Source organism: Stenotrophomonas sp. STEN030 (assembly GCF_056759995.1).
The window spans coordinates 59,030-71,401 of the sequence record NZ_JBRREB010000023.1; the positions used below are offsets into that span (position 1 = coordinate 59,030).

11 protein-coding genes and 2 pseudogenes are annotated in these 12,372 nt (G+C 62.9%); 5 read left to right on the plus strand and 8 right to left on the minus strand.

Annotation, left to right across the window (positions count from 1 at the left end):
• Nucleotides 1-11 precede the first annotated feature (11 nt).
• From ACVOLR_RS09980 to sufT, 5 genes and pseudogenes are all read right to left on the minus strand, one after another.
• Nucleotides 12-1,772 (minus strand): annotated as a pseudogene (locus tag ACVOLR_RS09980) (S8 family peptidase); the annotation flags it as partial.
• Between the two features lie 319 nt (nt 1,773-2,091).
• Nucleotides 2,092-2,433 carry a proprotein convertase P-domain-containing protein gene (locus tag ACVOLR_RS09985; protein ID WP_481536301.1) on the minus strand — a complete coding sequence of 114 codons (342 nt, stop codon included), beginning with the start codon at nt 2,431-2,433 and terminating at the stop codon, nt 2,092-2,094.
• 24 nt (nt 2,434-2,457) lie between these two features.
• A pseudogene (locus tag ACVOLR_RS09990) lies at nt 2,458-4,191 on the minus strand (S8 family peptidase); the annotation flags it as partial.
• A gap of 333 nt (nt 4,192-4,524) precedes the next feature.
• Nucleotides 4,525-5,625 (minus strand): branched-chain amino acid aminotransferase, encoded by a 1,101-nt coding sequence (locus ACVOLR_RS09995; protein ID WP_282267110.1) that lies wholly within the window; start codon nt 5,623-5,625, stop codon nt 4,525-4,527.
• Between the two features lie 98 nt (nt 5,626-5,723).
• A complete protein-coding gene (gene sufT / locus ACVOLR_RS10000) occupies nt 5,724-6,275 on the minus strand; it encodes a putative Fe-S cluster assembly protein SufT (protein WP_346498807.1) in 552 nt (183 codons plus the stop codon).
• Nucleotides 6,276-6,382: 107 nt separating this feature from the next.
• Between sufT and ACVOLR_RS10005 the strand changes: the two genes are divergently transcribed.
• Both ACVOLR_RS10005 and ACVOLR_RS10010 read left to right on the plus strand, forming a co-directional pair.
• A complete protein-coding gene (locus ACVOLR_RS10005) occupies nt 6,383-6,805 on the plus strand; it encodes a hypothetical protein (protein WP_481536292.1) in 423 nt (140 codons plus the stop codon).
• 500 nt (nt 6,806-7,305) lie between these two features.
• Complete coding sequence (locus tag ACVOLR_RS10010) at nt 7,306-8,202, plus strand: helix-turn-helix domain-containing protein (RefSeq protein WP_481536293.1); 897 nt, start codon at nt 7,306-7,308, stop codon at nt 8,200-8,202.
• Nucleotides 8,203-8,218: 16 nt separating this feature from the next.
• On the opposite strand, the gene ACVOLR_RS10015 is transcribed toward ACVOLR_RS10010, so the two are convergent.
• The 3 genes from ACVOLR_RS10015 to ACVOLR_RS10025 are packed head-to-tail and all read right to left on the minus strand — an operon-like array spanning nt 8,219 to nt 10,448.
• Nucleotides 8,219-9,655: an NAD(P)(+) transhydrogenase (Re/Si-specific) subunit beta gene (locus tag ACVOLR_RS10015; RefSeq protein WP_481536294.1), complete on the minus strand. Its 1,437-nt coding sequence runs from the start codon at nt 9,653-9,655 to the stop codon at nt 8,219-8,221.
• Nucleotides 9,652-10,149 carry a hypothetical protein gene (locus ACVOLR_RS10020; RefSeq protein WP_481536295.1) on the minus strand — a complete coding sequence of 166 codons (498 nt, stop codon included), beginning with the start codon at nt 10,147-10,149 and terminating at the stop codon, nt 9,652-9,654. The genes ACVOLR_RS10015 and ACVOLR_RS10020 overlap by 4 nt, the downstream gene beginning before the upstream one ends.
• Nucleotides 10,146-10,448, minus strand: coding sequence for an NAD(P) transhydrogenase subunit alpha part 2 (locus ACVOLR_RS10025; protein ID WP_282267096.1), 303 nt, complete (start codon nt 10,446-10,448; stop codon nt 10,146-10,148). Before ACVOLR_RS10025 ends, ACVOLR_RS10020 begins: the two co-directional genes overlap by 4 nt.
• Before the next feature lie 138 nt (nt 10,449-10,586).
• Between ACVOLR_RS10025 and ACVOLR_RS10030 the strand changes: the two genes are divergently transcribed.
• The 3 genes from ACVOLR_RS10030 to ACVOLR_RS10040 are packed head-to-tail and all read left to right on the plus strand — an operon-like array spanning nt 10,587 to nt 11,916.
• Nucleotides 10,587-11,138, plus strand: coding sequence for an RNA polymerase sigma factor (locus ACVOLR_RS10030; RefSeq protein ID WP_481536296.1), 552 nt, complete (start codon nt 10,587-10,589; stop codon nt 11,136-11,138).
• Nucleotides 11,135-11,488, plus strand: coding sequence for a hypothetical protein (locus ACVOLR_RS10035; RefSeq protein WP_481536297.1), 354 nt, complete (start codon nt 11,135-11,137; stop codon nt 11,486-11,488). The genes ACVOLR_RS10030 and ACVOLR_RS10035 overlap by 4 nt, the downstream gene beginning before the upstream one ends.
• Nucleotides 11,489-11,490: 2 nt before the next feature.
• Nucleotides 11,491-11,916, plus strand: coding sequence for a DUF3106 domain-containing protein (locus ACVOLR_RS10040; protein WP_481536298.1), 426 nt, complete (start codon nt 11,491-11,493; stop codon nt 11,914-11,916).
• Nucleotides 11,917-12,372 lie beyond the last annotated feature (456 nt).

The window sequence follows — 12,372 nt, forward strand, 5'->3', positions numbered from 1 at the left end:
GGCAACAGACCCCAGCTTGCCTTCAAACGCAGGCCTGAATACGCCGAATAGCCGGTCAACATGACGTAGTAAGTGCCTGCCACAGGAACCGGAATGCTGCAGCTTTCGCCATTGCCAGCGCGGAACGGACGGCAGTCGTAGCTGGAGGCGGTGGGACGACTGGCCGCGCGCACGTACAGGTCAGCATCGCCATTACCGCCGGCAATACTGATCAGCAGATTCGACGCACCTGCAGGTACCTGCACGCTGTAATAGCGGTTGCTGCCTTTGCTGCCTGCCAAGCCAGTCAACGCCACACCGTTGTCCAGCTCGGTCGCCGGGTCGGGCCCCGGCGGCAGCGGGCCACCCAGCGCTACTGCCACAGCCGCCTGTGCATTGACGATGCCAACACCGATCTCGCGGTCCGGCATCGCAGGAAAAGGCGTCACCGTAGCCTTGATCAAGGCTTCAATCTCAGCCGGCGTACGCGTCGGGTTGGACACCTGCTGCACCAGTGCCACCACACCCGCCACATGTGGTGTCGCCATCGAAGTTCCGCCATAGGACGAATAGCTCTCGCCTGCAGGGCCCTTGCTGCCACTGTTGAGGGTGGAAAGGATGCCGCTGCCCGGTGCAGCCACATCTACCAAGGGACCGTAATTCGACTGCTGGCTGCTGCTCCAGATTGAACGCTTGCCAGCACCATCGCTGGCACCAACGGCGATGACGTTGTTGCAATTGGCAGGTGAGGCATTGGCCACATTGACGTTGCTGTTGCCAGCAGCGATGACCAGGGTCGCTCCCTTGCCCACCGCGCTGTTGATCGCGTTCTGCATGGTGCTGCCGCAGGCACCTGTGCCGCCCAGGCTGAGATTGATGACCTCGGCAGGATGCACATTGGCAGGCACGCCAGGCACCGCTCCACCCGCCGCCCAGACAATCGCATCGGCGATATCCGAGGTATAGCCGCCACAGCGACCCAGCACGCGTACCGGTACGATCCTGGCGCCAGGTGCAACGCCGGCCACACCCTTGCCGTTGTTGGTCACTGCCGCGATGGTGCCGGCCACGTGGGTGCCATGCCAACTGGAGTTCTGCGCGCCGTGGCTGCCACCACATTGATTTGCCGTCACCCAGTCACCGGGGTCACTGGCATCACCGTCACGACCATCGCCATCATTGGCTACCTCAAGATCACCTATGAAGTCATAGCCAGGCAGAACATTGGCGTTCAGATCGCTATGGTTGGCAATGCCGGTATCCAGCACCGCCACTACCACGCCCGCCCCACTCGCTTTTCCCCAAGCCTCAGCGGCCTTGATGCCATAGGTGCCGGACAGCCCCCACTGCTCACCGAAACGCAGATCGTTGGGCGCGGCATCGATGGTATGCCGCCGATCAATCTCGACGTACTCGACATTGCGATCTGCCGCCAAGCGCTGCATCAGCGCTTCGGCCTCGATGCGATCCAGCGGGGTGTCCACGCGCAATACATCCGCGCCTACGGCCAGTCGCCGCAGGTACTGCAGATTGCCAGTTTTGCCGGCACGTACCGGCAAGGTACGTGAGGCTGCGACCAGCGACTTTCTGAGTGCGACCTCTCCCTCCACCTGCGTACTGTCCTGACGAAATTTGACGATGAAACGTTGATGCGCAGGTGCAGCTTCCAAACCTGCCAGCTGCACTTCACCGGCCAATGCCGGCATGCAAAGCAACAACGAAGACAGCGAAGCAGTGCCAACTGCCACGAACCTACGGCGCGATATGGATGACATTGTTGAGCCCTTCTGCATGGAAAGATGCCGCTGGCGCGGCGCCCGTCCTGCCCGGCGCTTTCAGTGTGGACAGCTGCCACGGCCTGGACAGAACTACCCGGACCGGCACCCTGCTCCAATCCGCATGCAGACAGTAGGCATCCGCCTTGAACGCTCCCATCGGAGTACTACTGAAACCACTGTCCGCACCACAGTCAGAGTCTCCCATTGCCTCAATAAGGGAAGCGCACGCCGACAAGCAAAAAAGCCCCGGCGAAAACGCCGGGGCCCAGTCACGCCGAAGCAACGCGATGGCTTTTTCAATCAGCCATCACCCACCACTTGAATCCTGATCGACTCAGAACTTGATCGACCAACTGTTGATACGACCGGTGTCACCACTGGCCTTGTCGTTGACGCGCAGCTTCCAGCTGCCGTTGAGCGCCTCGCTGGACAGGTTCACAGTGAAGGTCTGCTTGATGTCGTCGGCGCTGCCACCGGCATAGTTGCTCAGCACGTAAACGCTGCCGTCCGGCGCGACTAGGTCCACCTTCAGATCGCCCTTCCAGGTGTGGCTGATGTCCACCGTCACCGGCGTGGAAGCCGGTGCATTGCCGGTGCGTCCGGAGACGGCGATGGCGCTTTCCACGGTGGTGTTGTCGACGATGTTGACGGCGGTTGCGTTGCTGTAGGTCTGCACGCCGCCGCTGCCACCACCGGTGCTCCACGTGGCCTGCAGGCTGACGCCCGAGAATGCCGAGTACGCGGACAGCATCACGTGGTAAGTACCTGCCACCGGTGCTGCGAAGCTGCAGCTCTCTGCATTGCCAGTTTTGTACGGGCGGCAGTCGTAGGTGGCCGTGGTCGGCTGGCTGCCGGCACGCACATACATGTCCGCATCGCCACTGCCGCCAGAGCTTGCGATCACCAGATTGCTCGCACCCGCCGGCACCTGCACGGTGAAGTATTGCGTGCTGCTGGCAGCGCCGGAAAGCCCGGTAATCGGTACGCCGTTGTTCAACACCGTGCCACCCGGGTTCGGGTTGCCGCCACCGTTGGCAGCATCCACCACCGCCTTGGCATTGAGGATACCGGGGCCGATGCTCTGTGATGGCGTGGATGGGAACGCGGTGACATTGGCCTTGATCAAGGCCTCGACCTGCGCCGGTGTTTTCGGCGTCGTTGAAACCGCCTGCAGCAGTGCAACAACACCGGCTACGTGCGGTGTCGCCATCGAGGTGCCGTTGTAAGCGGCATAGCTTTCCGTGCCCGGCGTGGTGGTGCCGCTGTTGAGCGTGGACAGGATGTTGGAACCCGGTGCGGCGATATCGATCAGCGCGCCGTAGTTGGAGAAGCTCGAACGTGCACCTGTGCTGGTGATCGAGGCCACCGCGATCACGTTGTTGCAGTTGGCCGGCGAAGCGTTGGAGACATTGGTGTTGTCATTGCCAGCAGCAATCACCAGCGTGGTGCCACGGCTGACCGCGCCGTTGATCGCCGCTTGGGTGGTGCTGCCGCAGGCACCGGAGCCGCCCAGGCTGAGATTGATCACCTCGGCTGGATTGGCGTTTGCCGGTACGCCGGATACGGTGCCACCGGAGGCCCAGATGATGGCATCGGCGATATCCGAGTCGTAGCCGCCACAGGTACCGAGCACGCGCACCGGTACGATTTTGGCGCCGTAAGCCACGCCAGCAACGCCCTTGGCATTGTTGGTAACTGCGGCGATGGTGCCGGCCACGTGCGTGCCATGCCAGCTGGAGCCCTGCGCGGCGTGGGTGCCGCCGCATTGGTTGGCGCTCACCCAATCACCCGGGTCACTGGGGTCGTTGTCACGGCCGTTGCCATCGTTGGACACGGTGGTGTCGTTGATGAAGTCATAGCCCGGCAACAGGTTGGCGGCCAGGTCGCTGTGACTGGTGATGCCGGTATCCAGCACCGCAACCACCGAGCCGGCACCATTGGTCACATCCCAGGCTTGGTTGGCCTTGATGCCATAGGTGCCGGAATAACCCCACTGCTCGCCGTAGCGGGTGTCGTTCGGGGTCAGACTGATGGTGTTGAGGCGATCGACTTCGACGTACTCGACGTTCGGATCAGCAGCCAGTTTGCGCATCAGGGTTTCGGCTTCGACACGGTCCAGCTTGGCATCGGCGCGGACCACATCCGCACCTACTGCCAGCCGCCGCATGTGCTGCACGCCGATGCTTTTGCCGGCACGCACCGGCAGCGCGCGGGCGGCGGAGACCAGAGTCTTCTGCAGGGCGGCGTCGCCTGCGGCCTGACGGCTGTCCTGACGGTATTTGACGATGAAGCGCTGATGCGTCGGCGCGGAATCCAGACCGGCCAGATGCACATCGCCGGCCCAGGCCGGCGCACATAGAAGCAGGGACGACAACGAAGCAGTGCCAACAACTACCAACCCACGAACGAGCGTACGGCGCGATTTGGATGACATTGAAGAGCCCTTCTGCATTGAGAGAAAGCCGCTTGCGCGGCATGCGTCCTACCCAGGCCCTGCCAGATGCGAAGAGGTTGCTGCCCGGGTAGAACTACCCGAACCAGTCCCCTGTTACCGATCCGTTGGCGGACAGTAAATGGCAGCTGAATCGATGACAAGAGGGTTACAGCGGAAACCATTGCCCCGTCACATTTACCTACGTGATTGATTCGTAAAGAATATTTGAAGATCCCTTGGTATTGCTGGGCTGCACCGCTTGCCGTCCGGACAAAGAAAAACCCGCTGCGAACAGGCCGCAACGGGTTCCTTCACTTAGCTGAGCAGGGAGGCTCAGGCGTCCAGACGCACCAACCAGCCGTGACGGTCCGGCTGACGGCCGTACTGGATGTCGGTCAGTTCCTTGCGCAGCGACATGGTCACTTCGCCGGCCGGCGCGTTGATATCGCCTACCGAGAAGTCTTCGCCCTTGAGCTGGCCGATCGGGGTGATCACCGCAGCGGTACCGCAGGCAAACACCTCGGTGATCTCGCCCGAGCTGACGCCCTGCTTCCACTCGTCGATGGTTACCTGGCGCTCTTCCACATTCATGCCGCGGTCGCGGGCCAGCTGCAGCAGCGATTCGCGGGTGATGCCTTCCAGGATGCTGCCCGACAGCGCCGGGGTGACCAGCTTGTTTTCCTTGCCGTAGACCAGGAACACGTTCATGCCGCCCAGTTCTTCCAGGTACTTGCCCTCGACCGGATCGAGGAACAGCACCTGCGAGCAGCCCTGTGCCTGCGCCTGCTGCTGCGGCAACAGCGAAGCAGCATAGTTGCCGCCGCACTTGGCCGCACCGGTGCCGCCCTTGGCAGCGCGCGCGTAGTCGGTGGACAACCAGATCGCCACCGGTGCAACGCCCTTGGCGAAGTAGGGGCCGGCCGGGCTGGCGATCACGTAGTAAGTAGCTTTGTGCGCACCGCGCACGCCGAGGAAGGCTTCATCGCCGATCATGAACGGGCGGAAGTACAGGCTGGCTTCATCCGCATCGGACACCCAGTCCTTGTCCAGCGCGACCAGCTGCTTAAGTGACTCGACAAAGATGTCTGCCGGCAGTTCCGGCAGCACCAGACGGCGCGCGGAGCGCTGCAGGCGTGCGGCATTGGCTTGCGGGCGGAAGGTCCACACCGAGCCGTCGGCGTGACGGTAGGCCTTGATGCCTTCGAAGATTTCCTGACCGTAATGCAGCACCGCGGCCGCCGGGTCCAGCGAAATCGGGCCATACGGCGTTACCGCCGCATTGTGCCAGCCGGTGTCCTTGTCCCAGCGTACGGCCACCATGTGGTCGGTGAAGTGCAGACCAAAGCCTGGCTTTTCCAGGATTTTGGCGCGCTCCTCGGCGCTACGCGGATGGTCCGAACGGGTGACATCGAAGCTCAACGAAGACTGGGACACCGGATAATTCCTTCCAGATTGCGGGATGGGACAGCCCCGCCGCCACAGCGGCAACGGGGGTGCAGCACAAACCGTCACCGGCAGCCGCCGGCGCGGCCTTACAGCATGCCAGTTTCCAGGCGCGCCGCCTCGGACATCATGTGGCGGCCCCACGGCGGGTCGAACACCAGGTCGACGTCGGCCTGGGCCACGGTCGGGATCATCTCCAGCTTGCTGCGCACGTCATCGACCAGGATCTCGCCCATGCCGCAGCCCGGCGCGGTCAAGGTCATCTTGACGTCCACCTCGCGCTGGCCGTCATCCAGGTGCTTGATATCCACTTCGTAGATAAGCCCAAGATCGACGATGTTGAACGGGATTTCGGGGTCGAAACAGGTACGAAGCTGCTCCCACACCAGTTTTTCGACATCTTCGTCGCCGGCGTCGTCGGGCAGTTCCAGCCCCGGTGGCGGCTCCTTGCCGATGGCGTCACCATCCTTGCCGGCGATACGGAAGAGATTGCCTTCGACAAACACCGTATAGCTGCCACCCAGTGCCTGGGTGATATAGCCATAACTGCCGGCTGGCAAGGTCACGCTATCGCCCTGCGGCACCATCACGGCCGGGCAATCACGCTCAAAATGGACTGGTTCACTGCTACGCGAATACATGTAGATGGATATGGGGACGCGGTGGCTACCCGCAATGGCCCCATTTTATCCGACTGGGCGGCATCGCCGCTGAAACGCTATGCTGCGGAATCTGTTCGGGAATGCCCATGTCGCCTGTTTCCACCTCGGCCAGCCCTACCCGCCACTGGCTCTGGCCCACTTTGTTGTTATTGGGAAGCATCACCCTCACCATCGCCTGGCTGCTGGCCGCCCTGAGCACCGGCACTCAAGCCGGCTGGATGGCGGTCCTGGCTGCACTGGAAGCGGCGTGGATGCTGCGTCTGGGCACATTCAGGCCGGGCCCGGCACGCGCTGCGGTAACCATTCTCACGACAGTGCTGATCGCCTTGGCTGCCAATTGGCTCATTGCCGCGGCCTATGTCGGTGGCCCAATGGGCCTGACCCCGTGGGAATCGGCTCTGCGCATGGGCCTGCACTTCGCCTGGACTCTGCTGTCGTTGGCCAATGGCCTGGGTGAGTTGATCTGGCTGAGCATTGCACTGCTGGTTGCCTGGCGTGTTGGACGTTGAATGCTGCCGGGCCTTTGTAGCTCGCTCACCTCGATGAAGATCAGTCCACGGGCGAAGCAGAATCTCCACGCAATCGACCGCTCTTCCGCTACAGCAGGATTCATTCCGCTGCTCCCGCAACAGCGCTGATTAATTGCCCCCCCTGCCGGATGTCCATTCCGGTTGAGCTGCTGTGCCCAGGCTTCGAGCCAGCGATCACTCTGCAACAGCGCGACCCGTATGTGGCATGCAACGCTTTCACATCCCCGATTCAGCAAACCCTGAGCACAGCTGAGCGACCGTTTTACTTGTACAGGTGAGGTGATCAGCTATCCCTTGCGTCTGAAATGAGCAGAGCTCCACAAAAAGCTCAAACAGCGGCGCCGGAAATTCCGGTTACACCACGCAGTGTCACCCAACACGACACTGCGCCCGCCGCCGGTTCTCGCAGACACTTAGGGGAAGACGCGATGGGCATCAGACATCATCTGATTCAGGGTTCACAATCACTCGATCTGTCCATGCAGCGTCCGGACTGCATCCACGCCATCGTTGGCCGCGGCAAAGGCGGGCGACTGACCATCCCTGCAGGCTGGGTCAGCGTCACGCTGGTACTGGACGGCGCGCTGGAGCTGAGCAATGGCGATCTGCCATGGCAGGTGGGCGCGCGCCAGCTGCAACTTTGGGTGGACGGCAGCCTGCGTCACATCACCCGAGAGCACGGCTGGTGGTTATGCATTGCCGCCCCAGCAGCACTCTGGCAAAAGCCCCCAAAGTCCACGGCATCGATCATCAACTGCCTGATCCCCCGTGAATTGACCTGCGACAGTGAACTGGCACGCGCAGTGGTGCACCTGTGCCGGCCGCGCTGGTTCAAGCACAATCCTGCTACCAGCGACGCCGCCTACAAGTTAGGGTTGCTCCGTGATGCGCTGATCGATCGCCAGCAGCCCATGCAAATGCAGCTCGAGCGCTGCAGTGGCCGCACGGTGCTGCGCCGCCATCAGACGTTGCTGCGGCTGTTGCGCGTGCAACACCTGATCCGCTGCACCATCGAGACCCGCCTGGATCTGATCAGCCTGGCTGCGGTGGCCAACTACTCGCCCACACACCTGATCCGCATCTACCGCGAGGTCTTTGGTGAAACACCCAGCGAGTACGCCGCAAGGCTGCGCAACAAACGTGCGCTGGACATGGTGTGCAATACCGATCTATCGGTATGCGAGATCGCCGAGTCATTGGGGTTTGAAAGCGAAAGCGCGTTCTGCCGCGCGTTCAAGCACGCCTTCGGCTGTACCACCACCGCCGCCAGGCGCGGTCAGCAGGTACAGGACAGTGCACTGGCCGCTCCAGAACTGATGCCACTGATCCATACCGTCACCGAACCACAGATGCTGGAGTGGGCGGTGGCCTCCTGACCACCACCCAGCGGCATCAATGCCCGCCGTCCAGCGCCTTGAGTTCACTGACCAGGGCGCTGGCCGCTTCGGCGCCATCGCCGTACAACATGCGGGTGTTGTCAGCGTAGAACAGCGCGTTTTCGATGCCGGCAAAACCGGTACCCTTGCCGCGCTTGATGACGATGGTGTTCTTTGAATTGACCACATCCAGGATCGGCATGCCGTAGATCGGGCTGGTGGGGTCGGATTTGGCGACCGGATTGACCACGTCGTTGGCGCCGATCACCAGCGATACGTCGGTGTTGGCGAACTCCGGATTGATGTCGTCCATATCGGCAATCAGGTCGTAAGGCACGCCGGCTTCGGCCAGCAGCACGTTCATATGCCCGGGCATGCGCCCGGCCACCGGGTGGATCGCGAACTTCACCTTGACTCCGCGCTCGATCAGACGCTGCGCCAGCTCCCAGATCTTGTGCTGGGCCTGCGCCACCGCCATGCCGTAACCGGGCACGATCACCACGCGCTCGGCGAAGGCCATCATCGCGGCGACATCGGCAGCCTCGATGGGCTTCTGCGTGCCGCTGATTTCCGCGCCCTGGCCGCCGCCACCGAAGTTGGAGAACAGCACACCGCTGATCGGCCGGTTCATCGCCTTGGCCATCAAGCGGGTCAGCAGGATGCCGGCCGCGCCGACCATCATGCCGGCGATGATCAAGGCCTCATTGCCCAGCACATAGCCTTCAAATGCCACCGCCAGGCCGGTGAAGGCGTTGTACAGCGAAATCACCACCGGCATGTCGGCGCCGCCAATCGGCAACGTCATCAACACACCCAGCGCCACCGCCACCGCGAAGAAGCTGATGATCGCGACCGGCTGCAGGCTTACCGCAGCCCACACGCCCAGCACCACCATCGCCAGCGCAACCAGCAGATTGAAGACCTGCTGTCCGGGGAAGGTAACGCGCTTGTCCAAACGCCCGTCGAGTTTGGCCCAGGCAATGATCGAGCCGGACAGCGACACCGCGCCGATCGCCGAACCAATCACCGCCAGCGCCAGCACCGTGTTCGACGGCAGTCGTGCCGAAAGATCTGCGATGGCCTGCGCGCTCCAATGGCTGGTGTCACGGTTGGCCAACTCGGAGAAACGCAGCAGCTCGACCGCACCGATGGCCGCCGCCGAACCGCCACCCATGCCGTTGTACAGCGCCACCATCTGCGGCATGTCGGTGATGGCGACTTTCTTGGCCGATACCCATGCCAAGCCGGTGCCCAGCACCAAGGCCACCGCGATCAAGGCGATGTTGTGCAGACCTGGCAGGAAGAACGTGGCCGCGGTGGCGATCAACATGCCCGCGCCGGCCCATTGAATACCGCTGCGTGCGGTCTTGGGCGAAGCCATGCGCTGCAGGCCCAGCAGGAACAGCGTGGCAGCGACCAGATAACTCGTGTTGACCAGGATCGATATGCTCATGCACCGGCCTCCAGAGCCGTGTCGGTAGGGCGAGGAGACTGCTTGTCGAGGCGATGGTGTTCGCGCATTTCAATGGCGGTTTTCAGCAGGCCGATCATGCCCAGTCCGAACGCCACCAAGCCCAATGCCAGCTGCGACAGCGCCGTTGTGGGTGCCAAGGCGGCACCCAGCAAACCCAGCACGATCGGCAACAGCGCCTGTGCGCTGATCAGCCACAGCATCAGGCCACCTTTGCGCGGGTCCTCCCAGACCTTTTTCGACATCTTGTTCTGGGTCCTGGACGGATCCTGCAGCGAGGACATGCCAACGCCCACACCCGCATACAACAGCGCACTGTTATAAGCGTCGAGAATGCCATCCATGCCGTTGAACAGCGGCCGCGCCGCATAGGCAAACGCCACCAGCAAGGCTGGGTACTGCAGGTAACTAAGCCACTGGAAAACCTGCCGTGCGCTGATCGAAGACCTGTCGGTACTACCGGCGGGTGAACTCACTTGTCCTTCCCTTCCGGCTTCTTCGAGCTCTTGAACATGTCCAGCATGCGCTCGGTCACCACATAGCCGCCGGCCGCATTGCCTGCGCCCAGCGCCACGGCGATGAAGCCAATCACTTTCTCCAGTGTGGTATCGGCGTGGCCGAGCACAACCATCGCGCCGATCAGCACGATGCCGTGGATGAAGTTGGAACCGGACATCAGCGGTGTGTGCAGGATCACCGGGACCCGCGAGATGATCACGTGGCCGGCAATCGCTGCCAGCATGAAGATATACAACGCTACGAACCCGTCGCTCATTGCTTGGTCTCTCCGAGGCTGGAAGCGCCTGTCCGGCATCATAACCATCTGGCCGAAGCTGGCGCGACCGTTGCGTTGTCAACCGTTTGCGTGCCCGTGCGTTATCTCCCCCAGAGACCACGACTGAGACGCTACCCTGTGCTGGTGACCAGCCCGCCCCTGATGCCGCCTGCCGCTGTACCCGCCTCGCTGGACGCCTTCCTGGCGGGCATAGGCCCGCGCGCGTTCCGTTTCGCCGAGGCAGGCCTGCGCCAGCGCGACGATGCGCTGGACGCGGTACAGGACGCCATGGAGCGCATGCTGGGCTACCGCCAGCACCCGGCGGAGGAATGGACGCCGCTGTTCTGGAGCATCCTGCGCCGGCGCATCATCGACCTGCAGCGTCGCCGCAGCTTCCGCCTGAAGTTCTGGGCGCCACAGGAAGACCATGACCAGGACAGCACCATCGACTGGGCCGATGAGTCACCCGGCCCGGCGCAGACGCATGAACAGCAGCGCGGCTACGCGCAGCTGGTGCAGGCGTTGCGGCAACTGCCGGCCCGCCAGCGCGAAGCCTTCAGCCTGCGCGTGCTGCAGGAACTCGATGTAGCCACCACGGCCAAAGCCATGGGCTGTTCGGAAGGCTCGGTAAAAACCCACCTGTCGCGTGCGCGCGACGCATTGCAGAAACAATTGGAGGCCACGCGGTGAACCGCCTGCCCACTTCTCCCGAAACATTCGACCATCAGGCCCGCCAGCTGCAGCAGCAGGCCGATGCAGCGCTGTCCCCGGCTACCTTGGCGCGGCTGCGGCAGGTGCGCCAGCAGGTCAGCACGGCGAGTACGCCGTCGGCGTGGCGCCGCCATCGATGGTGGCTGGCTACCGCCTGCTCGGCGCTGCTGGCCGTGCCGGTGGCGATGCAGTTCAATCACAGCGCGCAGCCGCCTGCCGCCCCCTTGGTTGCCAGCCAGAACGCTGACGCTGGCGACGATACCTTGCTGTTCGACGAAAGCCCGGAGCTGTACCTGTGGCTGGGCTCCGACAATCTGGCGATGGAATGACGATGATGAAGACCTTGTTGCCCTACTTGCTGCTACCGCTGTTGTTGCTCTGCGCCAGCGCCCCTGCCGCCGCCCAGCAACAATTGCCCGAATGGGATCAACTGACTCCGGCCCAGCGCGAAACCTTGATAGCACCGGTGCGTGACCGCTGGAACGCCTCACCCGAGCGCCGCCAGCGCAGCTATGAGCACGCCCGCAGCTGGCAACAGATGACTCCGGAACAGCGCGAACTGGCCCGTCGCGGCATGCATCGCTTCGAGAACATGTCGCCGGACCAGCGCCGCGACGCACAGGCGCTGTTCGACAAGATGCGCGGCATGGACAAAGACCAGCGCCAGCAGCTGCGCGAACAGTGGAACAAGATGAGCCCGGAACAGCGCCGGCAATGGGTACAGGCCAACCCGCCAGCGGCCCGCTCCCCGCGCTGAGCCTGCTACGCCCTCGGCACGCGTGGGAACGTAGGGTGTAGTGCCGAGCCATGCTCGGCAGAGGCTTTCCAAGCGAAAAGCTGCCCTCACCCCAACCCCTCTCCCGCAAACGGGAGAGGGGCTAGATCTGGAGCGGAGCTGGATCTGTAGTGCCGAGCCATGCTCGGCAGGAGCTTTCCCAGCAATGCCAGCACACCCTTGTGGGAGCGGCGTAAGCCGCGAAGCTGGCATCAATGAGGTGCAGACATCCCTGCAACCCCGTGGACCATTGGCTTCGCGGCTTACGCCGCTCCCACAAGGTCTATCGACGAGGCCCCAGCCGAGCATGGCTTGTATGTTCCTCCTGGCTCCTACGAGGTATGTAAGAGCTAGGGTGGAGGGACCGTCAACATGATATCTGCGGGTACCAGCCGACAGACGAGCCGAGCGATCCCCATCCCGCACCTTAACGTCGAT